General features: G+C 38.1%; 25 protein-coding genes and 3 pseudogenes. 17 read left to right on the forward strand and 11 right to left on the reverse strand.

What is annotated here, in order from left to right:
- Positions 1-159: 159 nt before the first annotated feature.
- A complete protein-coding gene (locus AT575_RS00495) occupies positions 160-441 on the reverse strand; it encodes a hypothetical protein (protein ID WP_102776685.1) in 282 nt (93 codons plus the stop codon).
- A gap of 238 nt (positions 442-679) precedes the next feature.
- On the opposite strand from AT575_RS00495, the gene AT575_RS00500 reads away from it, so the two are divergent.
- The 4 genes from AT575_RS00500 to AT575_RS00515 all read left to right on the forward strand — a co-directional run bounded on the left by AT575_RS00500 (position 680) and on the right by AT575_RS00515 (position 5,868).
- Positions 680-1,738, forward strand: coding sequence for a glycerate kinase family protein (locus tag AT575_RS00500; RefSeq protein ID WP_102776686.1), 1,059 nt, complete (start codon positions 680-682; stop codon positions 1,736-1,738).
- 238 nt (positions 1,739-1,976) lie between these two features.
- Positions 1,977-3,341 (forward strand): MmgE/PrpD family protein, encoded by a 1,365-nt coding sequence (locus tag AT575_RS00505; protein ID WP_102776687.1) that lies wholly within the window; start codon positions 1,977-1,979, stop codon positions 3,339-3,341.
- 25 nt (positions 3,342-3,366) lie between these two features.
- The gene (locus AT575_RS00510) at positions 3,367-4,506 is read left to right on the forward strand and encodes a 2-methylaconitate cis-trans isomerase PrpF family protein (RefSeq protein ID WP_102776688.1); all 1,140 of its coding nucleotides are present in this window, start codon (positions 3,367-3,369) and stop codon (positions 4,504-4,506) included.
- Positions 4,507-4,509: 3 nt separating this feature from the next.
- Positions 4,510-5,868, forward strand: coding sequence for a CitMHS family transporter (locus AT575_RS00515; protein WP_071793934.1), 1,359 nt, complete (start codon positions 4,510-4,512; stop codon positions 5,866-5,868).
- Here the strand turns inward: AT575_RS00515 and AT575_RS00520 are convergent.
- From AT575_RS00520 to AT575_RS00530, 3 genes are all read right to left on the reverse strand, one after another.
- Complete coding sequence (locus AT575_RS00520; RefSeq protein WP_102776689.1) at positions 5,865-6,767, reverse strand: LysR family transcriptional regulator; 903 nt, start codon at positions 6,765-6,767, stop codon at positions 5,865-5,867. The two genes, AT575_RS00515 and AT575_RS00520, sit on opposite strands and share 4 nt — an antisense overlap.
- 151 nt (positions 6,768-6,918) lie before the next feature.
- Positions 6,919-7,965 carry a [citrate (pro-3S)-lyase] ligase gene (gene citC / locus AT575_RS00525; protein ID WP_102776690.1) on the reverse strand — a complete coding sequence of 349 codons (1,047 nt, stop codon included), beginning with the start codon at positions 7,963-7,965 and terminating at the stop codon, positions 6,919-6,921.
- 12 nt (positions 7,966-7,977) lie between these two features.
- Positions 7,978-8,838, reverse strand: coding sequence for a LysR family transcriptional regulator (locus AT575_RS00530; RefSeq protein WP_102776691.1), 861 nt, complete (start codon positions 8,836-8,838; stop codon positions 7,978-7,980).
- A gap of 277 nt (positions 8,839-9,115) precedes the next feature.
- Between AT575_RS00530 and citD (AT575_RS00535) the strand changes: the two genes are divergently transcribed.
- The 4 genes and pseudogenes from citD (AT575_RS00535) (at position 9,116) to AT575_RS00550 (ending at position 13,063) form a co-directional block, all read left to right on the forward strand.
- Positions 9,116-9,412 carry a citrate lyase acyl carrier protein gene (citD, locus tag AT575_RS00535; protein WP_102776692.1) on the forward strand — a complete coding sequence of 99 codons (297 nt, stop codon included), beginning with the start codon at positions 9,116-9,118 and terminating at the stop codon, positions 9,410-9,412.
- On the forward strand, positions 9,412-10,326 hold the full coding sequence (locus AT575_RS00540) for an aldolase/citrate lyase family protein (RefSeq protein WP_245871407.1): 915 nt from the start codon (positions 9,412-9,414) through the stop codon (positions 10,324-10,326). The genes citD (AT575_RS00535) and AT575_RS00540 overlap by 1 nt, the downstream gene beginning before the upstream one ends.
- A gap of 212 nt (positions 10,327-10,538) precedes the next feature.
- Positions 10,539-11,899 (forward strand): annotated as a pseudogene (gene citF / locus AT575_RS00545) (citrate lyase subunit alpha).
- Between the two features lie 114 nt (positions 11,900-12,013).
- Entirely contained in the window at positions 12,014-13,063 is a 1,050-nt protein-coding gene (locus AT575_RS00550) for an AbrB family transcriptional regulator (protein WP_102776694.1), read from the forward strand.
- A gap of 35 nt (positions 13,064-13,098) precedes the next feature.
- On the opposite strand, the gene citG is transcribed toward AT575_RS00550, so the two are convergent.
- From citG to AT575_RS00565, 3 genes are all read right to left on the reverse strand, one after another.
- Complete coding sequence (citG, locus tag AT575_RS00555) at positions 13,099-13,989, reverse strand: triphosphoribosyl-dephospho-CoA synthase CitG (RefSeq protein ID WP_102776695.1); 891 nt, start codon at positions 13,987-13,989, stop codon at positions 13,099-13,101.
- On the reverse strand, positions 13,973-14,674 hold the full coding sequence (locus tag AT575_RS00560) for a GntR family transcriptional regulator (RefSeq protein ID WP_102776696.1): 702 nt from the start codon (positions 14,672-14,674) through the stop codon (positions 13,973-13,975). Before AT575_RS00560 ends, citG begins: the two co-directional genes overlap by 17 nt.
- A 153-nt stretch (positions 14,675-14,827) precedes the next feature.
- On the reverse strand, positions 14,828-16,231 hold the full coding sequence (locus AT575_RS00565) for a CitMHS family transporter (RefSeq protein WP_102776697.1): 1,404 nt from the start codon (positions 16,229-16,231) through the stop codon (positions 14,828-14,830).
- 340 nt (positions 16,232-16,571) lie between these two features.
- Here AT575_RS00565 and AT575_RS00570 point away from each other — a divergent pair, with 340 nt between their 5' ends.
- From AT575_RS00570 to AT575_RS00605, 9 genes and pseudogenes are all read left to right on the forward strand, one after another.
- Positions 16,572-16,895, forward strand: coding sequence for a hypothetical protein (locus tag AT575_RS00570; protein ID WP_102776698.1), 324 nt, complete (start codon positions 16,572-16,574; stop codon positions 16,893-16,895).
- Positions 16,896-16,914: 19 nt separating this feature from the next.
- Positions 16,915-17,319 (forward strand): acetyl-CoA carboxylase biotin carboxyl carrier protein subunit, encoded by a 405-nt coding sequence (locus AT575_RS00575; RefSeq protein WP_102776699.1) that lies wholly within the window; start codon positions 16,915-16,917, stop codon positions 17,317-17,319.
- A 29-nt stretch (positions 17,320-17,348) separates the two neighbouring features.
- Complete coding sequence (locus AT575_RS00580) at positions 17,349-18,470, forward strand: sodium ion-translocating decarboxylase subunit beta (protein ID WP_071793925.1); 1,122 nt, start codon at positions 17,349-17,351, stop codon at positions 18,468-18,470.
- A 34-nt stretch (positions 18,471-18,504) separates the two neighbouring features.
- A complete protein-coding gene (locus AT575_RS10950; protein ID WP_276204047.1) occupies positions 18,505-18,630 on the forward strand; it encodes an OadG-related small transporter subunit in 126 nt (41 codons plus the stop codon).
- Between the two features lie 68 nt (positions 18,631-18,698).
- Complete coding sequence (gene citD / locus AT575_RS00585; protein ID WP_102776700.1) at positions 18,699-19,004, forward strand: citrate lyase acyl carrier protein; 306 nt, start codon at positions 18,699-18,701, stop codon at positions 19,002-19,004.
- Positions 18,992-19,879: a citrate (pro-3S)-lyase subunit beta gene (citE, locus tag AT575_RS00590; RefSeq protein WP_102776701.1), complete on the forward strand. Its 888-nt coding sequence runs from the start codon at positions 18,992-18,994 to the stop codon at positions 19,877-19,879. The genes citD (AT575_RS00585) and citE overlap by 13 nt, the downstream gene beginning before the upstream one ends.
- Entirely contained in the window at positions 19,879-21,411 is a 1,533-nt protein-coding gene (citF, locus tag AT575_RS00595) for a citrate lyase subunit alpha (RefSeq protein ID WP_102776702.1), read from the forward strand. Before citE ends, citF (AT575_RS00595) begins: the two co-directional genes overlap by 1 nt.
- The gene (gene citX, locus AT575_RS00600) at positions 21,404-21,958 is read left to right on the forward strand and encodes a citrate lyase holo-[acyl-carrier protein] synthase (protein ID WP_102776703.1); all 555 of its coding nucleotides are present in this window, start codon (positions 21,404-21,406) and stop codon (positions 21,956-21,958) included. The genes citF (AT575_RS00595) and citX overlap by 8 nt, the downstream gene beginning before the upstream one ends.
- Position 21,959: 1 nt before the next feature.
- Positions 21,960-23,350 (forward strand): annotated as a pseudogene (locus tag AT575_RS00605) (oxaloacetate decarboxylase subunit alpha).
- A gap of 34 nt (positions 23,351-23,384) precedes the next feature.
- Here AT575_RS00605 and AT575_RS00610 read toward each other — a convergent pair.
- The 4 genes and pseudogenes from AT575_RS00610 to AT575_RS10735 form a co-directional block, all read right to left on the reverse strand.
- Positions 23,385-25,020: pseudogene (locus tag AT575_RS00610) on the reverse strand (phosphoenolpyruvate carboxykinase (ATP)).
- A 97-nt stretch (positions 25,021-25,117) separates the two neighbouring features.
- Positions 25,118-25,453, reverse strand: coding sequence for a MurR/RpiR family transcriptional regulator (locus AT575_RS10725; RefSeq protein ID WP_342748311.1), 336 nt, complete (start codon positions 25,451-25,453; stop codon positions 25,118-25,120).
- Positions 25,417-25,794: a MurR/RpiR family transcriptional regulator gene (locus AT575_RS10730; RefSeq protein ID WP_245871412.1), complete on the reverse strand. Its 378-nt coding sequence runs from the start codon at positions 25,792-25,794 to the stop codon at positions 25,417-25,419. Before AT575_RS10730 ends, AT575_RS10725 begins: the two co-directional genes overlap by 37 nt.
- The gene (locus tag AT575_RS10735; RefSeq protein ID WP_245871409.1) at positions 25,686-25,997 is read right to left on the reverse strand and encodes a MurR/RpiR family transcriptional regulator; all 312 of its coding nucleotides are present in this window, start codon (positions 25,995-25,997) and stop codon (positions 25,686-25,688) included. Before AT575_RS10735 ends, AT575_RS10730 begins: the two co-directional genes overlap by 109 nt.
- Positions 25,998-26,202: the final 205 nt, after the last annotated feature.

The following is a 26,202-nucleotide window of genomic DNA, read 5'->3' on the forward strand; positions in this document are numbered from 1 at the left end:
TACCAACTGGAGTCTCTATCCACTGACCTGATCGATACATGTTTACTGCATTTAATTTAAAATTATAATTATATTTCATACAAAAACCCCTTTCACTGGATTAGTCCATTAAAAGGGGTACATATCAGTGGTCGGGGTTAATCTTATCCATGACGATCTTTAGTGAAACCATCCGGTCAAATTTATAATACCGCGATATTTATTTGTACCTTTAAGTAGATAGAGCTGTAAGTCAATTAGCTCTTGACAAGGGTTACTTATGAGGTACTGGTCTAAAAATGGAGCCAATCGAACCATTGCTATATCAGGATCGTCACCCATATTTAGGCTGTCAATTGCCTCACTAATAACCTGTTTAAACTGCTTATTTGACTGATAGAGATGTGTCTTTTGAGTTGCAGTTAGAAGACTTAATACTGGTGTGATTTTTTCTTGCTTCACTGAAGTCATCCTTACTCAAGATATGTGATTTTTATAATTATTATATAATAAATATCTCATTAAGTTAATATTTATAATTAAAAATGTTACGCTTTTCTTGGATTTATCTGTTTCTGGTAATGAACATTACAGTTAAGAAGCCTATCCATTATTAATTGTATACTTATCTGATATACTATTAGTAAGACTTACGATAGTAGTACTGATGAGAAATCATCCTATTCTGAAAGGTGAAAGCATGCATTTTACGATTGCAATTGATTCTTTTAAAGGCTCTGCCACTAGTAGTCAGCTCAATGCGGCGGTGGAAGCTGGTATTTTGGCTGTTATGCCGGAAGCAAGGGTAACCAAGGTTGCTATTGCTGACGGGGGCGAGGGGAGCATTGCTGCTTTAGCAGAAAACTTAGATGGGGAATTTATTGAAGTTGCTACCTTTGATTTGTTAAAAAGACCGATTATGGCAAAGTATTTGAAGGTTGGCGACATGGCTTTTATTGAGTCGGCTGAGGTTGTGGGTCTGGATAAGATTGTGCCGACTTCGGAGACTTATCGTCAGGCTACTTCCTTTGGGCTTGGGGCTGTCATTTTGGATGCTATTGACCGAAACTGTCAGAAAATTTATCTGACATTAGGTGGGACGGGCTCTTCTGATGGGGGTTATGGCCTTTTAGAAAGTCTGAATTTTTCATTGACAGACGAGACCTTCCGCTTGCCCTCTCAGGTTGAGCTGATTGGTTTGACCGATGTCACCAATCCCTATTTCGGTCCTCAGGGCTATGCTGCTGTTTTTGGTGCACAAAAAGGTGGCAGTCCTCAGGATATTGCCGACAGTGATGCTTGGGCCAGGTCTTTTGCGAAAATGGTTAGCACCCAAAGTGGGCTTGACCTGCAGGCTATACCCGGTACGGGTGCCGCGGGAGGACTGGGCGCTGCGATCAGAATACTCGGTGGTAGATTAGAAGCAGGCTTTCCTAGCATTGCAAGCCTCATTGGTTTAGAAGATCAAATCAAAGCTTCTGATATTATCATAACAGGCGAAGGCCAACTGGATAAGCAATCCAAGTCTGGAAAGGTCCCAGTTGGTGTGGCATCAATGGCTCAAAAACATGGCAAACCCGTCATTGCCCTTTGTGGCAGTATTTCTCCTAAATTTACCAACACTTCTGACTATTTCACGGCAGTTTTTGCTATCCAAAGACAAGTTTTGACCCTAGCCGCAGCTATGGAGACGGAAAGAACTTTGGATAATGTTAAGAAAGTAACAGAAAATATAATAGCTCTTTTAGTTTTAGATTAAAAAACATAAAAAGAACACTTGGAAATACTTGGCAATTTTGCAAATTTTTCTCTTAAATACTAAATATTTTTGGTAATTTTAAGGAAGAAAACCCTAAAAATAGGCACTTTTCATACAGAAGTGCTTCTTTTTTATGATTAATAATAGGTTTTAGCTATAATTATCATCGCATTTATCAATTTGTTGCATGAATGCGTTTACGTTATAATGACATTATAAAAATTAAGGAGACAAAAAAATGACAGAACTTACAGTAGTTGAACAAATTGGTAAATGGGTTGATGCGAAATCATTTGAAGACTTATCTAAGGAAGAAATTGCAGCCTTAAAAGGTCGTGTTCTTGATGCTATTGGGTGTGCAATTGGATCTTTAGAGAGTGAAACAATCAAAAGCATTCAAAAAATGACACATGATTTAACTAAAGATGGTTCAGCAACTTTAATCGGTGGCGGTAAAACAACCCCTGATTACGCAGCTTTATTCAATGGTGCAACTATTCGCTATTTAGATTATAATGATTCATATCTTGCAAAAGGCGAAACTTGTCACCCTTCAGACAATATCTCAGCAGTTCTTGCAGCGACTGAACATAATGGTGGAACTGGTAAAGACTTCTTGCTTGGTTTAGCAATTGCTTACCAAATTCAATGTCGTTTATCAGATGAAGCTCCTGTTCGTAAACATGGTTTTGACCACACGGTGCAAGAAGCATATGGTGCAGCAGCTGGTGCAGCCAAAGCTCTTGGCTTGGATGCAAAACAAATTGCTAATGCGATTTCAATCTCAGGTACAAGCTATAACTCACTTCGTGTAACAAGAACTGGTGCTTTATCAAACTGGAAAGGTTTGGCTGCTCCAAATACAGCACGTGGTGCGATGTCTTCCGCTTTACTCGCTAAATATGACATCACAGGTCCACGAGAAGTTTTTGAAGGAAATAAAGGTTTCTACGAAACAATTGCTGGTCAATTTGAGATTGATTGGGAAAATGAAGGTTTAGGTCGTGTCCTTGACACAATCATCAAACGTTACAATGCTGAAATTCATTCACAATCATCAATTGAAGGATTGATTGAATTCCGTAATAAAGAAAATATCCCAGCAGAAGACATTAAAGAAATTCGTTTAGATACCTTTGATGTTGCCTTCAATATCATTGGTGGTGGTGAAGAAGGCGAGAAGAAAACAATTCGTGTTAAAGAAGAAGCTGACCATTCACTTCCATATATGCTATCTGCAGCATACCTTGATGGACAAGTATTGCCAGCACAATACGAGCAAGATCGTATTTTAGCTGATGATATTCAAAGTCTCCTTCAAAAAGTGACTGTTAAAGAAAATCCAGAGTTTAGCCAACGCTTCCCTAAAGAAATGGCTATCAAGCTTGAAGTGGAAACAAATGATGGTAAAGTATACGAAATCAATAAAGATGACTACCAAGGCTTTACTTCTCGTCCAGCAACATGGGATGTTCTTTTAGAGAAATACAATTTATTGACAGCAAATATTGATTCTAATTTAGCTTCAGAAATTGCGGATGCTATCAATCGTTTAGAAGAAATTGAGATTAGTGAATTAACAAATCTTCTTGCAAAAATCTAATTCACAATAAGGAAAGGAAGTTGCTATGTTAGTAGAAATACCTGTTAGTATCTATCGTGGTGGAACAAGTAAGGGTCTTTTTATCGACGAAGCTAACCTTCCAGTAGAAGAAGATGCCCGTAATCTCATTTTACTGAAACTCATGGGAAGTCCAGATACTAGACAAATTAATGGTCTGGGCGGAGCTGTTTCAACAACAAGTAAAGTTGCCATCATTTCCAAAGAAGTAAAAAATGCTTGGGATGTTAATTACACATTTGCTCAAGTATCAGTAGATAAACCTGTAGTTTCCTACTCAGGAAACTGCGGGAATATCTCCTCTGCTGTCGGAATTTATGCCATTGAAAACCAACTTGTTGAAATAACTTCTCCAATGACAAAGGTTGCTGTTTATAATACAAACACCAAGAAAGTTATTAATGAATATATCCCAACACCAAATGGTCAATTGACCTATGAAGGTGATTTTGAGATTTCTGGAGTACCAGGAAAAGGTCTCAAAATTGAATTGGAATTTTTAGATCCTTCGGGTGCCTTTTCAGGCAAGTTATTGCCGACTGGTAAACTCAAAGATGAGATTGACTTAGAAAATGGTAATAGGGTAACTGTGTCCATTGTCGATGCAGCAAATCCTTTAGTCTATCTCAAAGCAGAAGACCTTGATTTACAAGGAATTGAAACACCAGAAGAAATTGATAGTAATGTTCCTTTGCTAAGTCTTTTGGAAGAAATCCGTGGTAAAGCAGCTGTATTAATGGGAATCATTGATGATTACAAAGATAGTGCTGTCGTAACGCCAGGCGTTCCTAAAATGACTCTGATAGCAAGTCCGATTGACTATCAAACAACAGAAGGGGTATCTATCGCTGCTAATGATTATGACTTAAGTGTCAGAATGATGAGCATGCAAAAGGCCCACAAATCAATTGCCTTAACAGGTGCGCTTTGTACTGGAGCAGCAAGCTATATTGAAGGTACTTTAGTGCATGATTTATTAAAAAATAAAAATCAAGATAAAGCTCTTGAGATTGGTCATAGTAGTGGTAAAATTACAGTTTCTACCTTGGCACAAAAACAAGACAATAAACAAGAGATTCAGTCAGTGTCAAGTTATCGTACAGCAAGAAAATTGATGACTGGTACTGCCTATATAGAGGAGGCATAGCGGATGCTTGCAATACTAGGTTATTTAATGATCGTGACCTTTATGGTCTTACTTTTGACAAAAAAGATGACGCCTTTTAATGGTTTAGTCTTAGTCCCCGTCGTCTTTGGCTTAATTGCAGCACTTGTAACAAAGACCCCGATTTTAGACGCTTTCCAGTGGATTTTTGAGGGACTTTATTTCAAACCAGGTGACGCAGGAAAAATTACTGCCGGTGTTGCTCCGACAATTACTTTGTTGCTTTTTGCCATTCTCTATTTCTCAGTAATGCTCGATGCTGGTCTCTTTGATCCATTAGCGGTCTATATGATTAAATGGGCCAAGGGAGACCCGATGAAGATTACCATCGCCTCTGCTCTTATTACACTTGCAGTTTCACTTGATGGAGACGGAACAACTACGGTATTAATCGTAACTTCAGCCATGCTTCTCATGTACAAAAAAATGGGCATGAAACAGATTTACCTAGCAGCTATTATCGGTTTTGGTAATTCTGTTATGAATTTGGTTCCTTGGAGTGGACCAATGGCTCGCGCAATGCCTGTACTAAATATTGGGCCTAAAGAGTTCTTGCTACCAGTATTACCAGGAATGTTTGCGGCCGGACTATTGTGTATTTTCCAGGCTTACACTTATGGGAAGAAAGAAAGAAAACGCCTTGGTTATAAACCAGGCATGGGTATCTTAACGGATGATGAAACAGAACATATTATTTCAGATGTTACCTTAAATAATATTCAATACAAACGACCAAAATTGATTTGGTTCAACTTAGCTTTAACCATTGCTATCATGGTCTTGTTGATTATGGATGTGATTAATGGTGGTATTCTCTTCCTTTTAGGAACTGGTATCGCTTTAATGGTCAATTATAAAGACCTTGATTTACAAAATTCACGTCTATTAGCTAATGGTGCAGAAGCCTTAGGACCTGTTTCACTTGTCTTTGGTGCAGGTGTTATTATGGGAATCTTAAATGGTTCAGGCATGAGTAGTGCTATTGCGACACAATTAGTATCTATGATTCCAGAAAACCTAGGTTCCTATATTCCCTTTATCCTAGCTTTAATCTCCTTGCCAGGATTATTCTTCCTGCCAAATGATGCCTTCTATTTTGGAATTTTACCGGTAATTGCACCGATTGCCTATAGCTATGGTGCAACACCAGTGGAAATTGGGGTAGCCTCTTTAATGGGTCAAGCTGTTCGTTTTGCTAGTCCATTAGTTGCCTTCTTATATGTCTTAGTAGACCGTACTGAAGTTAGCTTTGTCGATTATCAAAAAGAATACTTAAAATGGGGTTTAATCAGTTTTGTTCTACAAACTGCCATTGCCATTTTGACAGGTGCCATCCCACTTTAAATGGTATCTTTACAAATATCAATAAAGCTTTTAGCATAAGAAGGCAACTGTCGATTTTTGCGATAGGCTACAATCAAATCAACATAAAATGGAATTTTTAATGAAAAGAATGACAATTTATCTGTGATTAAATGTTTAGTATGACTATTGTTGATGAAACAAACACCTAGATTATTAGCAACCAGATTTGTAGCAGTTTCAATATTTCTGGTTGCTAATATTTTATCTGGATGGAAATCATGTTTGGTGAATATGGTATCAGCCACTTGACGGGAAAACTGATCAGGTTGGTGGAGGATAAAAACTTCCTCTTTCAAATCCCTTAAATCAAGAACTGGGAATTCGTGTCGGTCATCTCTGATTGCTTTAGGACATAAAGTGTGTTTCGTTGGGAGTGCAAGTAGTATTTCTTCGGACTTAATTTTTTCGGTTTGCAGATGATCATAACTATCAGACCGGTTCATTAAGGCTAAATCAACATCCCCATTTTCAACTAAACTAGGGAAATTTGCTGATGAGGATTCATTCAAAAGAATATCAACATTTGGATAAAGTTCCTTAAATATAGGCAAAAGAACAGGAACTAAATAAGAACTCCGCAATAAAGGAATGGCAATTTTTAAGCGACCATATTGATTGTCTTGAATATTTTGAAGACGATCATAAAAGTCTTCCTTGATTCTTAAGATTTGAAGACCATATTTTAAAAATTCTTCCCCAAGGTAAGTGAGTTCGAATTTCTTGCCATGTTGGATAAAAACATCAAAGCCTAAGCGTTGCTGCATATTTTTGATGTAGGTGCTTAAGGATGGTTGTGTGATATAAAGTGCTTCCGCAGCTTTCGTGACACTTCCGTGGTCTAAGATAGCTTTAATATATTCAATATCTTTGATTTCCATATGTGATTCCTCGACTCAGTCTTTATCGTCATTATAGCATAGGTTTTTTATCAAAAACAATGCTATAATAGCAGTATCTTCGGTATTATTTTATATAATATATTTAGTGAAAAGCCACCAGTTTTGTATGGGAAACTGGTGGTTTTATGTCTTAGTAATGGATAACATTAGCTTGTTTTTTGATATTATCAATGATGTCTTGCGCCTCTGGACTATTTAAGTAGTCGAAAGTTGATTGAGGGACTAGAGCTTTGATAGCAGAAAGGTTATCTTCTTTGATATATTGGCGAACAGTTGATGCACTAATAGCTTGACCATCACTTTCAATCCGAGGAATAATGGTACAGTTTATCCCACTTTGAGGTAAGTTTTCTTGCATGATTCTGTTATAGAGGTTTGTCACCATACTTGTTGGTTCATCTCCTACATAGCGTCTGCTAATGCCAAGTTCTTTTGCAATGGCCACAAAAATCCTTAAGTCTAATTGTGCTTGACTTCTAATAACACTTTCTTGATCCTTTTGAAAGTAACTTGGGAATGTTGCTTGACTAATAATGTAAGGACCTGTTTCATGGTAGACAATATTGTTCAGATGCGCTGTACCAGCAAGGATTAATTCTTTGCGAACCTTAAATGGAATTAAGCTACTATCCTGACTGACCATGAAAAGGTGGACAAGCTTATTTTCTGCAGCAGCTTTTTCCACCAAATGAAGATGGCCTAAAGTAAAAGGGTTGGCGTTCATGACGATGGCCGCACTCTCTTGAGTCGTTTTGCTTTCGTCCTTGAGCTTTTTGAGGTAATCGGCAAAGCCAGACTTACGATTTTCCATAAAGGTGACCAGATTAGGAATTTCAGCGATAGTATAGAAGCCTAAGTCTTTGAAGAATTTACTGGTCTCAGGTTTCGTGTAGACAAAGAGATGGGTGTTACCACGCTCAAACTGGATGCTAATCAGGTGAGTAACTAGGACATTAAGCAAGGCGGCACCGCTGTATCGTTTACAGATGGCAAAACAACGCAGGGTATTGGCAAATAAACTCCCAGTAGCGATTAATGTGCCGTCGTCCTCGAAAATACCACAGGTGTAGTCAAGATTCTGGTCGCGTTTTATTCCAGCATCTTCCAATAATTGCGTGACTTTGTCCTGATTAACCTTGTCTGAAGGGAAAATTTTTGAAACGGTAAATTCTGACATAGGAAATCCTTTCTAATCGGTAAGTGATTGGGCAGTTTTGACGAAAGCAGCAACTTGTGGCAGTTGAAAAGCTTCTTTATTGTAGAGTAAATAAGTTGATCTTACAAAGGGTTCACCATTTTTGAAAGTAAGCTTTTCTATCCGTCCTTCGAATTCATGTAATCCAATATCTGGGACAATAGCCCAGCCAAGTCCTCGTGTAACCATTTCGACACAGGTTGTGACATTATCAACATTTATGCCATTATGTTTATTGGGTTGTAAATGGTTTTCTTGCATCCACTTGGATACTTCTCGCTCAAAACTTAAGTCTGAATGTCTCCCAATGTATGGAAGTTTCCCTAAATCGAGATTTTGCTTGTCTGAAGAATGTATTAAATTAACCCGTTCACGATTGAGTAAGATTTTTTCTTCTTTCCATTGAAATTCGCCACGGACAATAGCAATGTCAATCTTCCCTGAAAGTAATTCTTGATAAACTTTTCGACTATAATTTGTTTTGATTTGGATATTGACGTGAGGAAATTCTTGTCGATATTTTGCCAGTAATTCTGGGAAGGCATATTGTGCGTAATTGATAGAAATACCAGCACGTATTGTTCCAGAGATGACATTTTTTTGTAATTGAATTTCTTCACGCATAGCTTGTAATTTATCGACAATTACATAAGCATGCTTCAAGACAATTTCACCCGGCGGTGTGAATCTGATACCTTGGCGAGATCTAATCATTATTTGTTCATTTAATTCTTGTTCAATAGCATTAATTCTTTTTGATAATGCTGACTGGGTTACATATAAACGGTCAGCAGCATGTGTAATATTTTGAGTTTTATCAAGTGTAATTAATAACTCAAAGTCTCTTTCATCCATCATGTTCCCCTTTTTATAGTCTATTATACACGCGCTAGCTATATTTCAAAGTGAAATAGGAAGAAAAACAGTGAAAAAACATTTAGGTCAATCATAACTTTTTGACATGAAAAGAATTTGAAAAAATGTGAAAACTTGCCTGTGTAGTCTTAGTTGGAAACACTATCATCATATGAAGGTATTATTCCTAAAAGGCATGAAAGACGATGAAAAGGGGAGATTTTACTTCTCTTTTCTCATAGTTATAATGGAAGTATCAAAAGACAAGGAGTATTATATGGAAATCAAAAAAACAGCCATTGCTGGGACATTAGAATCCTCGGATGTTCAAGTTATAGTGGAGCCTCAAGATGATGATTTGCAAATTTGTATTGAAAGCAGTGTAATGAATCAATATGGTTTGGAAATTCAAAGGACAGTAAATCAGGTTTTAGAGCGATTAGGTGTTACTGCAGGAAAAGTTATGCTAGTTGATAAAGGAGCATTAGATTGTACTATTAAAGCTCGTATTGAAGCAGCCGTTTATAGAAGTAATGATCTATCGGAAAGTAATATTCCATGGGGGGAATTCTAATGACAATCACAAGACCAAAACCAGAAAAAAATCGTTTACGTCGAACAATGATGTTCTTAAACGCACAAAATCCTGCCTTACTTAAAGATGCATATATTTTTGGTTCTGATAGCCTTATTTTAGACTTAGAAGATGCTGTTGCAGAAAACCAAAAAGATGCAGCACGTTTTTCTCTTTACCATGCTTTGACTACTGTAGATTATGGTAAAACAGAAGTGTTAGTCCGTATTAATGGCCTTGATACTCCACATTGGCAAGAAGATATTCGTGTTTCTGTAGCTGGTGGAGCTGATGGTATTCGGATTGCAAAATGTGAATCAGCAAAAGACGTCCAGACTGTTGAGGCAGCAGTATTAGCCGCTGAAAAAGAATTTGGCAAAGAAGAAGGTCGAACACTTTTAATGGCAGCACTTGAAAGTCCATTAGGCATATTAAATGCACTTGAAATCTGCATGGCATCTGACAGAATGTTTGGTGTAGCTATCGCAGGGGGAGATTTCAGAAAGTCCATGCATGTGGGAATCGAAAAAGGCGGTATTGAAATTAATACAGCCCGAGGCCTCATGCTATTAGCAGCACGTGCAGCTGGTATTCAATGTTACGATACTAACTACCCTCGAATTGAAGATATGGAAGGGTATCGCGAAGAAGTTGAATTAGACCGAAAAATGGGATTTGATGGAAAATCCATCATCAATCCGCGACAAATTCGTTTGGTTCATGAATTATTTGCTCCGTCAAAAGAAGAAATTGCCTATTCTGAAAAACTTCTTCGTTCCATGAATGAACAATTAGATAGTGGTGTGGGTGTTTACACTGTTGACGGTAAAATGGTAGATAAACCATTCTTTGAAGACGCTCAACGGATTATTGACTTAGCAAAAGCTAGTGGCATCTGCCATGGGGAATTGTAAGAAAGGGAAAAATTATGAAAAATGCAGTAAATCGCGATATACCTGAACAATTTTTAATTAACAATTATGAATTATATCAGGGCAAGTATTATATGGATGGAAAATTTTTTCAAAAGGCAGCCCCTAAATCACGTCCCTTTGTAAAACCAGTAGAAAGTAAAGTTGTCAAATCGATAAAAGAAGCCTGTGAAAAAATTGGTGTTCATGATGGAATGACAGTTTCATTCCATCATGAGCTTCGTAATGGTGACTATGTGATGAGCATGGTGGCAAAAGTCTTGGTTGAAGAACTCGGCGTTAGAGATTTAAACATAGCAGCAACTTCCTTAGGGGATGCTCAAGATTTGATTGCAGATTATATTGAAGCCGGATATGTAACGGGCATTCAAACTTCTGGTATCCGTGGACGTGTGGGAGAAGTTGTTTCGGCTGGGAAACTAAAGACTCCAGCTATCATTCGTAGCCACGGAGGACGTCCTCGTGCTATTTCTGCAGGTGAAGTTCATATTGATATTGCCTTTATGGCAGCAGCATCTTCAGATAAACAGGGTAATTCAAAAGGAACTGGCGGGAAAAATAATTTCGGTTCTATGGCTATGCCATTGATGATTCCCGATACGCTGATAACACTGTCATTATCACTGATACATTAAATAACTATCCAAATGTTCCATGTACTGTTGACGCCATCAATGTTGATTATGTTGTAGTTGTGGATGAAATTGGTGACAATAAAAAAATCCAAACTAATGAAGCAAGGGCAACTCAAGATCCTAGAGAATTGATGATGGCTGAAAATGTTGCTAATATCATCGCTGCAACGCCATATTTTAAAGAAGGTTTCTCTTTCCAAACTGGTGCAGGTGGACCATCCTTGGCAGTTAACCGCTTCTTAGAAGCCCATATGCGTGAGCGCAATTTGAAAATGGGGTTTGCAGTAGGTGGGATTACAAAAGCCATTTGTGATTTACAAGACAAAGGTTTAGTAGGACACATCTTTGATGTACAAAACTTTGATTTGTCAGCAGGTCAACATTTAGAAAGTCACCCAAATCATCATGAGATGAGTATTAGTCAATACGCAGACCCCTTCAATAAAGGTGCATTTGTAAACATTCTTGACTTCGTTGTTCTCTCTGCTTTAGAGATTGATACTGATTTTAATGTCAATGTTATCACAGGTTCAGATGGTGTTCTTAGAGGAGCTCCTGGTGGGCATCCAGATACTGCAGCAGGAAGTAAATGTTGTATCATCGTTACACCATTAACCCGTGGTCGGATGGCTACTGTTTGTGAAAAAGTTGTGACAGTAACAACACCAGGAGATTGTGTTGATGTTCTTGTGACTGATTATGGTATTGCAGTAAATCCATTAAGAGAAGACATTAAAACTTGCCTAGACCAGGCTGGTATTGCTCATGTTAGTATTGAATCTCTAAAGGAGAAAGCTTACAACTTAGTTGGTATCCCTAAAAATCTCGAATGGGAAGATGATGTTGTCGCTCTTGTCGAAGCGCGTGATGGCACATTACTTGATGTCGTTAGAAAGATAAAACCATTAACTCTGGATTAAAATTGAAAAGCTAAAAGAGATGAATGACAATCATCTCTTTTGGTCTTTTTAGTGTATAATAGCAGTTATGACAAAAAGTAAAGAAAGATTGGAGAAGATGTGACTAGTTTTACAATGACGCTTTTGGTAGGCCTAGTTGGTGGCTTACTAGCGAAGAAATTAAAAGTCCCCGGTGCCTTTATGATTGGTAGTATGATTGCTGTTGCTGTCATATCGATTCTAACGGGACAAATGACCATTGCCCATCAGTTTAAACTACTTGCTCAAATTATTAGTGGTGCCTATATAGGACAGCAAGTTTCAAAAAGAGATTTTTTGAATTTACCACATCTGGCAAAAGCTATAGCTGGTCTCATGACGCTTTTTACCCTTAATATGTTTGTCTTAGGGTCTGTCTTTATGACTTTTTTCAAGATGGATATGATGACTGCTTTCCTTTCTTGTTTGCCTGGAGGTATAGTTGATGTTTCGCTGATGGCCATTGATATGGGGGCTAAGCCCGATATTGTAGCGACTATGCAATCCGTTCGTTTGATTGGTATCTTATTAATTTTGCCCGCTTGGGTTTCTTTTATAACGAATCGCTTCGCACCAGAGCTAAGACAAAAGTCTGCGACTGCTTCAAAACAAGTAGGGAAAGTAGGACAAGTGCTGGCTGGCAAGAATCGCCTTAAAAATGACTTACTCATTCTGCTAGTGGCAACCATTGCAGGCTTGATTGGCAATGCCTTAGGGGTTCCCGTCGGAGCACTTATCTTTGCACTTTTAGCATCTTCCGCCCTAAAAATAAAAAAAGAAACGGTGCAAATGACCAAGTCCATTAGGTCCTTTGCCCAAATTTTAGCAGGTGCTTTGATTGGTACGAGTTTTACTCATGAGAGTTTATTGGACATGAAAGACTTGTTTATTCCGATACTTTTAATGCTTGGCAGTTACATGTTGATTAATGCCTTTTTCGGCTATCTCATGTATAAACGCGGGCTTTTGGATATTCAGTCGGCTCTCTTTGCCTCCTCACCAGCCGGTGCTACAGATATTTCTCTTTTGGCAGGAGAATTAGGGGGCGATATGCCTAAGATTGCCGGTATTCAGATTAGTCGGACCATGTACACCGTCATTATAATGCCCTTGTTAATTAAACTTATTTTCCATCTTTTCCATTAAAAAAACAGGTTGCTAACTGGCAACCTGTTTTTTGGTTAGATGAGTTTTTCTAAAAAAGCAAAATAAAGTGTTAGAGCTAATAGGTCTGCAGAACCACCTGGACTAAGATGACGTTTGACCAGGTGACAGTTGTAATCGTCCAAGCTGCAAACTAGCTGTTCATAAGTGTCACTATTTTTGAGTATGGATTGACTTTCAGCTTGTACCTGATACATATCATCAATACTTCCTCTGTGGATGATATTAGCATCCTCAACAAATGTCATCAAAAAGAGTAAGAGTCGTAGTTCTTGTTCTTGACTTGACATTTCCGTTTTCGATAACTGTCGTAGATAAGGTAGTGACTTTTCCCAAATACTAGGATAGCCTTGACTGGCTTCGCCTCGTGGCCCCTTGATACCATAGTTTAAATAGAGTTTTTCACCATAAGTCAATTCTGTTTTGCTCTGCAAATCGCCTAAATCCATTTCAATTAAATGACTGGTCATTGGGATGATAGCTTGACAAATGGCTTGGCTATTTTCCGCTGAAAAAGAGGAAGGACTGTCTAAAAGTTCTGGATGTTGGGCGAGATAGGCGCCGGTCGAACCTAATAGCAAGGCGAAAGAGAAGTTGACGCCTTTGTGGGTATTGATGCCTTTAGTGGCCTTAAACATAGATTTTTCGGCTAGTATACCTTCTTGTCGCAGAAGTTCAAAGAGTTCTTCTGGTTTCTTTTGGTGGTGGGAATAACCCAGCTCTAGATAGCGCTGGAAGTGAGGAGCAAGCGCCAGAGTAGAATCCACGAAAGTTGTCAAGGTCATGTCAGTATGAGATCCATTATTTGCCCCATCAACAAGCCCCGGCTTTGGGGTTAAGGTTACTTCGTAGAGTAGGGCTTTTATGGCTAATTGACTGAAATAAGCCAACTTATCTGTTTGGATCATTGTCTTGTTCCATTTCTTGAATAATGAAATCTAAGGAGTGGTTTAAATGCTCGTGGGTAATTAAGGTGACTTGCTGGTAGTCCTTATTTTTCATACCTCGATAAATCATCCAATGTTCATCTAATGCCTTGCGACGACGCTCATCAGAAGAGATGGAGATGCGTCTGAAATAGAGGAGATAGGCTTGTAGTTCAGACACAATTTCTTTAAGACGTAACATTTGGCTCTTTTCATAAATCAAATTGTTAAAGTCGTTGAAATTTTTTAGAACCTTATCGATCTCGTGTTCTAATAAATAACCCTCACAAGTGTCTAGGAGTTCCTTCATTTCATCAAAATCAGCTTTTGTCATCTTATTCATGGCTGTGGTCGATGCAAGGGTCTCAAGTGATTTACGAATTTCAAAAATTTCGTGCGCATCTTGTAAACTAACACCTTTTACAATAATTCCTCTATTAGGAATATGTTCAACTAATTTTTCTTCCTCTAGGACACCCAATGCGTACCGGATAGGTGTACGGCTTATATTGAGTTCTGTTGAGAATTCTTTTTCATTGATACGTGTTCCCGCTGGTATTTCTCGCAGGACAATGGTTTTTTTAAAGGCTTCATACAAGGCGATTTTTAGAGGTATATTTTTTGATAATTCTAAGTTATTTTTGACCAATTGTGTGATTGAAGTCATAGGGTCTCCTTCAGGCTTTTCTTTTCATTACATTATAACCAATTTTTGTTAATAAATATAGGTTAAGCTAGAATTGAATTGAAGAGTCGTTTCTTTAATTAAAAAAAGGATATCCTACTAGGAGAATAACCTTTTTAGCGGAGGTAAATCACATTATTGTGGAATGTAGATTGGCATGTGTCCCATAAGAACAATTGTTACGATAAAGATAATAAAGATACCAAGGGCATATTTACCAGCAGTACGTTGCCATTCTCCCATATCTAATCCTGTTAAACGAAGGAGAAGATAAATAAAGGCTACTAGTGGGCTTAATAAGTGGAAGGCTTGTCCCATAAGTGATGCTAATGCCATAGACATATTATCAAAACCATAACGAGCACCAGCTTGAGCAAGGACTGGCATAATACCGTAGTAGAATCCATCATTTGAAAGGAAGAATGTTCCTGGAGCTGATAGGAGGGCTATAATTATTCCCCAGAATCCAGCTAATTGTTTAGGAATAATAGTGGTAAAGCTTTGTGCTAATGCATTCGCCATACCTGATCCTTGGAATAATCCCATAAAGATTCCGGCAGCAAAGACGAGAATAACAACTTGAACGGCATCACCGGCGTTGTCACCGATACGTTTTGATTGATCTTTTAAGTTTGGATAGTTAACCATCAAGGCAACAATAGTTCCAACGGCAAAGAGTAGTAATGAAGGGACTTCGATTGCTGAGATAAATGAACCGGCAACCAACCAAGCGATTAAGACAATAGTCATAATGCCATTGAAAAGGAATAAATCTGGACGGCGTGTTGCCTCTTTTTCAGGATCAGAAATTTTTGTTAATTTACTCATTTCTTCATCTGAAAGATTAGTGATACCAAGACGTTTACGTTCTTTACGACCCATGCTTGGGGCAACAAAGAAGATAACATAGAGAAGTGAAAGAATCATTCCTGGTGCTAGGTAAGCGAGAATTTCTGAACCAACGTTAAGTACAGACATGGCGCGTGCTGTAGGACCACCCCATGGGAGTAAGTTCATAATAGTATTTTGAAGGATGATGAGGACACCTAGGTTCATGACTTTCATGTTCAATTTTTGATAAATTGGTAAGAAAGCAGAAACTACGATTAATGTTGTTGTTGTACCGTCACCATTCATAGATACAGCTGCAGAAACAATGGCGGTTGCCATCAAGACTTTCATAGGATCGCCTTTTGCGAAGCGAATCATTTTTTCTGTAATAGGGTCAAATAAACCTGTATCTAACATGATTGAGAAGTATAAGATTGCAAAAAGCAACATAATACCAGTTTTGGCAGTTTGGTTAATACCATATAAAACCATAGGACCAATAGCTGATAAGTTATTGGCAAGTTTTTCACCGCCTAATGATTCAACAAAGGCTGGGTCAGCTTTGATATCCGCAACACCTGTAAGGAAGGCGATAATGGTGAATACCAAAGGGATCATGACTAATGCTGATAACGGCGACATTTTCTTAGACATTACAACGTACATGAAAATGGCAATCATAGCATAAGCTAAAATAGTGAGTAACATAGACATCTCCTTTTATAAAATATATTTAGTGATAAAATTGGGTATTTGCTAAAAGAGAGCTTACTATTTTCATTAAAATATCTGTCTTTAAGCAAGTAACAACCATAGTTTATATGAAAGCGCTTGAAAACGAAAGCGCTTTTTTAAGAAAAAACAATAAAAAAACATAAAAGAGTAAAATATTTTCGAAAGAGAGAGAAATTTTTCAATGATATTATCAGAAAATGAAAAAACACAAAAAAGCCAAAAATAAATGCGTTTTCATAATATAATAGATTTAGAATTAATCCTAAGAAGGTCTAGGCCTTATAAGATTTGAGGAGTTGAAAGGAGGAAATAGATGGGAATATTGCAACGTCTATTTGGGAAAAACAAAGTAGATATAGAAGTAAAAAGTCCGGCTACGACAATAGTTAATCAAGAACAAGATGATTGGGAACTATTACCTGGTTATATTCCGGCCGAACCTGAAGACACTCGACTTGTGACTTTAATTGCCAGTTCGATTGCTACGGGTGATCAACCTGAAAGTGAATTTAGGGTAAAAAAAATTTGGCAAAGGAATCCCGAAGTTGTTACGGTTTCTTTAATAGCAACGAGTATTGCCAGTATTGATCGACCAGATAGTCAATTAGTCGTCAAATCTGTTTATCGCAAAAAATAATTAATATAGGAGAATAAAAATGTTACGCAAATTCAAAATTAGTATTGATGGAAAAGAATATATGGTTGAGATGGAAGAAATTGGTGGAACACCAGCACCGGCACCGGCACCTGCGCCAACGCCTGCAGCATCTACACCTACTGCAGCTGAAACTCCAGCTCCAGAATCAGAAGAAAAAGCAGCTTCTGCGGCACCGGTAGCACCAGCTAGTGCAGATGCCATGGCTTCACCAATGCCTGGAACAATCTTAAAACTTCTTGTAAATGTTGGTGACAGCGTTTCGGAAAACCAACCATTAATGATTCTTGAGGCAATGAAAATGGAAAATGAGATTGTTGCTAGTCAAGCAGGAACAGTTTCAGCAATTCACGTTTCTCAAGGACAAATAGTTAATGCTGGTGACGGTCTTATTACAATTAATTAAAAAAATAAATATAGAAAAGGAAGTGTCACGTGGAAATATTAATTCAAGGTATTACATCGATCACCATCCCGCAAATCGTGATGATGCTCATCGGTGGCCTATTAATGTATTTAGGTATTAAAAAAGAATATGAACCAACTCTTCTTGTTCCGATGGGGCTTGGAACAATTTTGGTTAACTTCCCAGGGACTGGGGTTTTAACCCAAGTTGTCAATGGGGTTCACCAAGAAGGTGTCTTTGACACCCTCTTCAATATTGGTATTGGAACAGAGTTATTCCCTCTCTTAATTTTTATTGGTATTGGAGCAATGATTGACTTTGGTCCTTTATTACAAAATCCATTTATGCTTTTATTTGGAGCAGCTGCCCAATTTGGGATTTTCTTTGTAGTAGTTGTAGCTGTTATGGCTGGTTTTGATATTAAAGAAGCTGCTTCTATCGGTATCATCGGTGCAGCAGATGGTCCAACCTCCATTTTTGTTGCTAACCAATTGGCACCAAAACTATTAGGACCTATCACAGTTGCGGCTTACTCTTATATGGCATTGGTACCAATTATTCAACCATTTGCAATTAAAATGGTTACAACCAAAAAAGAACGTCAAATACGTATGACTTATAAAGCGGAAAGTGTTTCAAAATTAACAAAAATTCTTTTCCCCATTGTTATTACATTCGTAGCCGGATTTATCGCCCCAATTTCTTTACCACTTGTAGGTTTCTTAATGTTTGGGAATCTTCTTCGTGAGTGTGGCGTTTTAGATCGTTTGTCAATGACAGCTCAAAATGAGTTGGTTAATATTGTATCAATCCTTCTAGGGTTAACCATTTCTGTTAAAATGCAAGCTGAATTATTCTTGAATTTCCAAACCTTGATGATTATTCTTTTTGGTTTAGTTGCTTTCATTATGGATTCTATTGGTGGTGTTGTTTTTGCTAAAATCTTAAATCTTTTCCGTAAAAACAAAATTAACCCAATGATTGGTGCGGCTGGTATTTCAGCCTTCCCTATGTCAAGTCGTGTTATTCAAAAAATGGCTACTGATGAAGATCCTCAAAACTTTATCTTAATGTATGCTGTAGGCGCTAACGTTTCAGGTCAGATTGCATCAGTTATTGCAGGTGGCTTATTACTATCATTCTTTAGCTAAACAGGATGAGTTAGAAGAAAAGGAAAACAAGATTATGAATATGGAACACTTAGTCATGGCTTTTGAGCTAATGGGATTAGGTATGGCAGGAGTATTTATTGTATTAGGTATTCTATATGCTGTAGCTGAACTTCTCATCAAGTTATTGCCAGCAAAATAAAAATTGTAAATGAATTGCCTAACATCTAAAAAAGAGATGTCAGACATCAAAATAGAAGAGGTATATTTATGGAAATTTCACAAACTGCAGTTGCAGGAAGTCTGGAATCAAGCGACATTATGGTAACAGTAAATCCTGGAGTAAATGGTATCACTATTGATTTAGAAAGTAGTGTTGAAAAACAATTTGGTCGTCGCATCCGACAAGTCATTGAAGAAACTTTGAAAAACTTGGGTGTTAATGATGTCGCTGTTCAAGCAGTAGATAAAGGTGCTTTGGATTGTACCATTCAAGCTCGTACAATCGCAGCTGTTCATCGTGCAGCTGGTGTAGATCAATACGACTGGAAGGAGATTGATACATGGAACGTTTAAGAAGAACAATGATGTTTGTCCCAGGTGCAAATGCAGCAATGCTTAGAGATGCTCCCTTATATGGTGCAGATTCAATTATGTTTGACTTGGAAGATTCAGTCTCATTAAAAGAAAAAGATACTTCACGCGCCTTAGTTCATTTTGCTTTGAAAACTTTTGATTATAGTTCAGTGGAAACAGTTGTTCGTGTCAATGGTTTGGATACAGTAGGTGCTTTAGATATTGAAGCAGTTGTCCTAGCAGGCGTTAATGTTGTCCGCTTACCAAAAACGGAAACTGCTCAGGATATCATTGATGTTGAAGCTGTTATTGAACGTGTTGAACGTGAGAACGGAATCGAAGTTGGTCGTACAAAAATGATGGCAGCTATTGAATCCGCTGAAGGCGTACTAAATGCACCAGACATTGCTAAAGCATCAGACCGTTTAATTGGTATTGCTTTAGGAGCTGAAGACTACGTGACAAATATGAAGACACGTCGTCATCCAGATGGGCAAGAATTGTTCTTTGCTCGGAGTATGATTCTTCATGCCGCTCGTGCAGCTGGAATTGCAGCTATCGATACTGTTTATTCTGATGTTAATAATACAGAAGGCTTCCAAGACGAAGTTCGTCTGATCAAACAACTTGGTTTTGATGGTAAATCAGTTATCAATCCACGCCAAATTCCATTGGTCAATGAAATTTATGCACCAACTGAAAAAGAAATTCAAAATGCCAAAGAAGTGATCTGGGCTATTCGTGAAGCTGAAAGCAAAGGTTCTGGTGTTATTTCCCTTAAAGGTAAAATGGTTGATAAACCAATCGTTGAACGTGCAGAACGTGTTATCATGTTAGCAAAAGCTGCAGGATTACTTACTGAGGAGGATTTATAATGGTTGTCAATAAAGTTAATCGCGATATTCCTCAAGAATATGCTGATGCATACGGCGTATTCGAAGGTGAATTAGCACATATTAAAGATTATAAAGAAGCAAGTCGCAATATTCGTCCGGTAAAACCCCAAGACGATAAAATGTTAGCAAACATTCGTGAAGCAATTGAAAAAACGGGCTTAAAAGATGGCATGACAATTTCATTCCACCATCATTTCCGTGAAGGTGACTATGTTATGAATATGGTCTTGGAAGAAATTGCAAATATGGGAATCAAAAATATTTCTATTGCACCAAGTTCAATTGCTAATGTCCATGAACCTTTAATTGATCATATTAAAAATGGTGTGGTAACAAATATTACGTCTTCTGGTCTTCGTGATAAAGTTGGTGCAGCAATTTCTTCAGGAATTATGGAAAATCCCGTTGTCATTCGCTCACATGGAGGTCGTGCCCGTGCGATTGCTGCAGGTGATATCCATATTGACGTTGCCTTTTTAGGAGCTCCAAGTTCAGATGCCTATGGAAATGCTAATGGCACAAAAGGAAAAGCGACTTGTGGCTCTTTAGGTTATGCCATGATTGATGCAAAATATGCTGACCAGGTTGTCATTATCACAGATACCTTGATGCCATATCCTAACACTCCAATTTCAATCCCACAAACAGATGTTGATTACGTCGTTGTTGTTGATGCTATTGGAGATCCAGAAGGTATTGCCAAAGGTGCAACTCGCTTTACAAAAAATCCAAAAGAGTTGCTCATTGCAGAGTATGCCTCAAAAGTTATTACCAACTCTCCTTATTATAAAGAAGGATTCTCTTTCCAAACGGGAACCGGCGGAGCCTCTTTAGCAGTTACACGTTATATGAGAGAGCAAATGATTAAAGATGGTATTACAGCAAGCTTCGCTTTAGGCGGCATTACAAATGCCATGGTTGAATTGCTACAAGAAGGATTGGTAGAAAAAATTATCGACGTTCAGGACTTTGACCATCCATCAGCTATTTCATTAGACCAAAATAGCCAACATTATGAAATCGATGCTAATATGTACGCTTCACCATTAAGTAAAGGTTCTGTTATCAATCAATTGGACACTTGTATCTTATCAGCATTAGAAGTTGATACTGATTTCAATGTGAATGTCATGACTGGTTCTGATGGCGTCATCCGTGGTGCATCTGGAGGTCACTGTGATACAGCCTTTGCAGCAAAAATGAGTTTGGTTATTTCTCCTTTAGTACGTGGCCGCATCCCAACCTTTGTTGATCAGGTTAATACCGTTATTACACCAGGTACAAGTGTTGATGTCATTGTTACTGAAATTGGTATTGCCATTAACCCTAATCGTCCAGATTTAGTTGAGCATTTCAAAGACTTGAAAGTACCACAATTAACTGTTCAAGAATTAAAAGAAAAAGCTTATTCAATTGTTGGTCAACCAGATGCTATTGAGTATGGGGATAAAGTTGTTGCATTGATTGAATACCGTGATGGTAGCTTGATTGATGTTGTCCGCAATGTCTAAGTCAATAATATTTACAGGTGAGAGTGTTAGTCTGGAAGAAATGATGGCTGCCAGGGAACAACGAAGTTTCCGGCAACTATCATTATTCAAGGAGTATCCCGATACTAATCTCCTATCGGTAACCATGAATATCCCAGGTGCTATAAAAACTTCACCAAAATTAAAGCAAGTTTTTGAAGAAATGGTCGAACAGATTGAAGTTAGTCTAGCTGATCAAGAGATTCTTTTTGAGCATTACTTACCCTTAAAAACAGGATCAGAATTTTATCTTTTGACTACTTTATCGGCTCAAGACTTGAAGAAACGAATGATCAGCCTTGAAACTAAAAATAGTTTAGGACGATTATTTGATTTGGATGTTCTTTGGCTTAATAACGGGAAAATGGAGCCAATTAGTCGTCAGGATTTAGGAATGACAGCAAGACAATGTTATGTCTGTTCAGAAAATGCTAAATCCTGTGGACGCTCTCGTAAACATTCAATAGAAGAAATGCAAGCTGTTATCAGTCAAATCATTACTTCCAACAAAGAAAAAGAGGAGGAATAAAATGCCAGAAATCCGTATTACGGAAACGGTTCTTAGGGACGGTCAACAAAGTCAGATTGCGACACGTATGACAACTGAACAAATGCTACCTATTCTTGAGAACCTGGATAATGCTGGTTATCATGCATTAGAAGTATGGGGGGAGCAACCTTTGATTCTTGTCTACGTTATTTAGATGAAGATCCATGGGAACGCCTTCGTACAATCCGTAAAGCCGTTAAAAAAACGAAATTACAAATGTTACTTCGAGGACAAAATTTACTAGGTTATCGCAACTATGCAGATGACGTAGTTCGTTCATTTGTTCAGAAATCCATTGAAAATGGTATCGATATTATCCGTATTTTTGATGCCCTTAATGATCCTCGAAATCTCCAAACAGCTGTTTCAGCGACAAAGGAATTTGGAGGTCATGCCCAAGTAGCGATTTCATACACGACAAGTCCGGTTCATACAGTCGCTTACTTTGTTCAGTTGGCAAAGGATTATGCACAAATTGGTGCAGATTCAATCTGTATTAAAGACATGGCTGGTGTTCTCACCCCTCAAACAGGTTATGACTTGGTCAAAGAGATCAAAGCTGTTGTTGATTTGCCATTAGAAATCCATACTCACGCGACAAGTGGTATTTCTGAGATGACTTACCTTAAAGTGGCTGAAGCTGGTGCTGATATCATTGATACTGCAGTGTCTTCATTTGCCGGAGGAACAAGTCAACCAGCTACTGAATCAGTCGTCATGGGACTAGAAGAATTAGGATTCCAAACAGGCATTGACTTAAAAGAAGTCGAGAAAGTAGCTGCGCATCTGAACACCGTTCGTGACCACTTCCGTGCTGAAGGTCTGCTGAATCCAAAAGTCAAAGACGTTGAACCAAAAACCTTAATCTATCAAGTGCCTGGAGGTATGCTATCTAACTTATTAAGCCAATTAACCGAACAAGGTTTGGCTGATAAATATGATGAGGTACTGGCAGAAGTTCCACGCGTTAGAGCAGACTTGGGTTATCCACCATTAGTGACACCTTTATCACAAATGGTAGGAACGCAGTCTCTTATGAATGTTATTTCAGGCGAACGCTTTAAAGTTGTTCCAAATGAAATTAAAGATTATGTTCGTGGTTTATACGGACGTCCACCAGCACCTTTAGCTGAGGGTATCAAGGAAAAAATCATTGGTGACGAAGAAGTTGTTACGATTCGCCCAGCTGATTTAATTAAGCCACAATTACCAACGCTTCGTGAGGAAATTTCCCAATATGCTAAGAGTGAAGAAGACGTTCTAAGTTACGCTTCCTTCCCTAAACAAGCTAAAGATTTCCTTGGTCGCAGAGAAGATCCTTTCTACGATGTACCTGTCCAAGAAGTAAAAGTTAGCCTTGATTTAAACTAAAAAAAAAGCTAAGTGCATGACACTTAGCATTTTTTTAACTCAGATTTTTGACAATATTTTTGAATTTTTTGACACTTTCAGAAATGATAGCATTATCTTTATTACCCTCAGCTAGTTTTTCTAAATAGGATAAACGGAAATGCATTCTTTCTGCCAGCAAAGCTAGGTAGTCAGTATTGTTTTCGTCGACAACAAAGTCCTCTATATCTAAATATGAGAAGCCCGGCAATTTTTCAAAATCTTTGAAATGAGCTGTCTGATCAATTACTGCTTCGATACAGGAAAGAGTTGTTTCTTTGCCAATATTTTGATTTAAATAGTCTCCTGTATTGATAATGTAGCAGTCGACTCCGGATGCAAATAGCTGATAGAATTTTTCGAAGTCTTCTTGCAGTGGATAAATTCGGAATGGGTTGGCGTATGGCTCGATAACTAATGTCCCTAAGTCGCCGGCAGAGTTTTCGGCATTAGAGCGTTTTGTCATCAAGGTGCAACCTAAAGCTGAAGCTATTACTGGATTGGTTACTTTTACTAATGGAGGTAAGGAGTCATCTTTCATGATCCAATAGATAGCTGAAATTGGATCATGAACGCAATCGACACGGTCAGGAGTGGAGAAGCGAGATTTAACTGTTCGGCCATTGCCGTTACGGATGTCCTCTGTTACCAAGACTTTATGACCATCTCCTTCTAAAGTGACGCCACAATTTTGAACAGTTAAGAAATAGTCCTGTTCAGGATGACCTGCAGGGTAGTCACTAGTTTTATCAAAATAGGCAGGTTCCAATGCTACTGAGGAACCGTCTTTATTAGAAATAATGAAGGCATCATCGTGTAGGACTTGAATTGGATATTTTCCATCGTGTTTAGCATGTGTCAGAGTTGATTTGCCGGAACCTGATAAACCAAAGAATGATGCCACATAAGTTTCTTTGTTAGTTTTGAATTCTTTTAGGCCACCATGCAGGCGACATAGTCATGACGAGCTGCGCTTGCCCAGGCTAAAGTCAAGGTTGCTTTTTTGATTTCACCAAAGTAATTTAAGCCTAAAATGGCTGCGACATTGTGATCTTTATCAAAATAAGCTAAGCCATCAGGATAGTCTTGATGAGACCAATCGGGATTAAAATAAATGTAAATATCATTTTCTTCATAGTTTTGCGACTTTTCAAGCAAATTCAAATAATCATCATTAAGAATTTGAAAGTTTAATAGCCAAGAATATAAATTATTACTCTCGCTTTGCGGCATCATGATGTTGGCCTGCATCATGAATTGTTGGTCTAAACCTACGACGGCTTTTCCGGAAATAAAAGGAAAAAAGCTAGATTGGTAAAGTTCCTCGCGTAAAATAGCAGCAATTCTTTTATCTTCCTCCGGATCTTGTCCCCAAACTCTCCTGCTTTAGCGGTTCTACCGACTACAGCCCCGCCGTTTGCTACTAGGACCCGTGAATCTTCTGCTAAGCCTAACGCTTTAGCTTTAACAATTTTTTGATCTAAAATAATGGTATTTGGTGCTGAGGCTGCTAGCTGGTATGCTTGCTCCAAATGTTCAATGGCTTGCACATTGTTCCCATAAAAGGCTGTTTCTATAAGTGTTTTTACCATTGAAAATTGGGGATTGTCTTGACGGATGGTTTCTTTTTCGAAACGGTTAATTGTTGCCATAGGCTTTCTCCTTTGATTTGTTAGCCTCATTTTAACAAATGAAAATGCTTACAACAATATCTGTAAGCATTTGGAACAGTTTTGGAACACTTTAAACCTAATTCTCCTCCTCCGTTATCCGTGAATAAGCAAAACGTTCAGTTTCGACTTGCTGAGAGGTTTTTTGACGGAAGACTAAGTTGGCATCGTAGTCTTGACGGAAGTAGATGGAATAGAGGATGTCTAGGAGATAGGTAATGGAAGCATCTGTTGCATAGGTTCCGATTTTGGAGTAAAGTTTTTCTTTGGTTGAGAGTCTTAGCGTCAGGTCTGCTAGAGCTTGCAATGGGTTTTCACCCAGACTGGTTAGAGCAATAATGGGGATTCTCTTTTTCTTTAGAGTTTCCGCAATCTTCATCAGACTGGCAGTTCCACCCGAGTATGAAATGATAATGGCGCAAGAATCTTCTTTAGCAAGAAGAGCATCAAAGTGGACTTCGCATGAAGATCATGGATTTGGACGTCTTTTTGCAGCCTTTTCATGTTATGGGTAAATTCACGTGCATTATGCAAATTATTGCTGGCTGCGAAGATGTGCACCGTGGATGCGGCTGTCATGTAGGCGACAGCTTGGTTTAGCTCCTTGTTTTTCAAGAGTGACAAAGTTTCATCGATGGCTTCCTTTTTCAGCTTAGCGATTTTACTAGCAATCTCCAAATTATGATCACTTTTAGAAAAGGGCAGATTGGCATCTTGGGCGTCGGCTTGTTGACGCAAGTAGCTGAGTTCTTCCATGTAGCTTTTTTGAAGTCAGTCCAGCCGGAGTATCCTAATTTTTTGGCAATTCTCACCAGACTCGATTTGGAGGTAAAAGTAGCTTCGGCAATTTTTCCGACGGACAGGTCGCTGATGTTGTCCCCTTCCTTCAAGATAAAATCGACCACCTCTTGTTCACTTGGTGAAAATGACTGTAATTCTAACTTTTCAATTAAAAACATTGGCTTTTCCTTTTTTGAAACTTGGTTTCAATTTTTCTGCTTCTTTTTTGGAAAATTTGTGAACAGTGGTTCAAAATTGTCCTAGTATCTTATCTTCTATTATAACAAATGCTATCATTAGAGTAACTCAAAATAATTGGTTTTTGAGGTAGAAGGAGATTCCAATCGACAATGACATTTTTGCGGAGCATTTTAGCCTATTTTT

Origin of the sequence: Streptococcus penaeicida (assembly GCF_002887775.1) — a bacterium.
GTDB classification, from domain to species: domain Bacteria; phylum Bacillota; class Bacilli; order Lactobacillales; family Streptococcaceae; genus Streptococcus; species Streptococcus penaeicida.

Bases quoted from the DNA above. Each gene is read 5' to 3' on its own strand.
- AT575_RS00500 (WP_102776686.1), top strand. From the start codon at position 680: ATGCATTTTACGATTGCAATTGATTCTTTTAAAGGCTCTGCCACTAGT.
- AT575_RS00505 (WP_102776687.1), top strand. From the start codon at position 1,977: ATGACAGAACTTACAGTAGTTGAACAAATTGGTAAATGGGTTGATGCG.
- AT575_RS00510 (WP_102776688.1), top strand. From the start codon at position 3,367: ATGTTAGTAGAAATACCTGTTAGTATCTATCGTGGTGGAACAAGTAAG.
- AT575_RS00515 (WP_071793934.1), top strand. From the start codon at position 4,510: ATGCTTGCAATACTAGGTTATTTAATGATCGTGACCTTTATGGTCTTA.
- AT575_RS00520 (WP_102776689.1), bottom strand. From the start codon at position 6,767: ATGGAAATCAAAGATATTGAATATATTAAAGCTATCTTAGACCACGGA.
- citC (WP_102776690.1), bottom strand. From the start codon at position 7,965: ATGTCAGAATTTACCGTTTCAAAAATTTTCCCTTCAGACAAGGTTAAT.
- AT575_RS00530 (WP_102776691.1), bottom strand. From the start codon at position 8,838: ATGGATGAAAGAGACTTTGAGTTATTAATTACACTTGATAAAACTCAA.
- citD (WP_102776692.1), top strand. From the start codon at position 9,116: ATGGAAATCAAAAAAACAGCCATTGCTGGGACATTAGAATCCTCGGAT.
- AT575_RS00540 (WP_245871407.1), top strand. From the start codon at position 9,412: ATGACAATCACAAGACCAAAACCAGAAAAAAATCGTTTACGTCGAACA.
- AT575_RS00550 (WP_102776694.1), top strand. From the start codon at position 12,014: ATGACGCTTTTGGTAGGCCTAGTTGGTGGCTTACTAGCGAAGAAATTA.
- citG (WP_102776695.1), bottom strand. From the start codon at position 13,989: ATGATCCAAACAGATAAGTTGGCTTATTTCAGTCAATTAGCCATAAAA.
- AT575_RS00560 (WP_102776696.1), bottom strand. From the start codon at position 14,674: ATGACTTCAATCACACAATTGGTCAAAAATAACTTAGAATTATCAAAA.
- AT575_RS00565 (WP_102776697.1), bottom strand. From the start codon at position 16,231: ATGTTACTCACTATTTTAGCTTATGCTATGATTGCCATTTTCATGTAC.
- AT575_RS00570 (WP_102776698.1), top strand. From the start codon at position 16,572: ATGGGAATATTGCAACGTCTATTTGGGAAAAACAAAGTAGATATAGAA.
- AT575_RS00575 (WP_102776699.1), top strand. From the start codon at position 16,915: ATGTTACGCAAATTCAAAATTAGTATTGATGGAAAAGAATATATGGTT.
- AT575_RS10950 (WP_276204047.1), top strand. From the start codon at position 18,505: ATGAATATGGAACACTTAGTCATGGCTTTTGAGCTAATGGGATTAGGT.
- citD (WP_102776700.1), top strand. From the start codon at position 18,699: ATGGAAATTTCACAAACTGCAGTTGCAGGAAGTCTGGAATCAAGCGAC.
- citE (WP_102776701.1), top strand. From the start codon at position 18,992: ATGGAACGTTTAAGAAGAACAATGATGTTTGTCCCAGGTGCAAATGCA.
- citF (WP_102776702.1), top strand. From the start codon at position 19,879: ATGGTTGTCAATAAAGTTAATCGCGATATTCCTCAAGAATATGCTGAT.
- citX (WP_102776703.1), top strand. From the start codon at position 21,404: ATGTCTAAGTCAATAATATTTACAGGTGAGAGTGTTAGTCTGGAAGAA.
- AT575_RS10730 (WP_245871412.1), bottom strand. From the start codon at position 25,794: ATGGAAGAACTCAGCTACTTGCGTCAACAAGCCGACGCCCAAGATGCC.
- AT575_RS10735 (WP_245871409.1), bottom strand. From the start codon at position 25,997: ATGTTTTTAATTGAAAAGTTAGAATTACAGTCATTTTCACCAAGTGAA.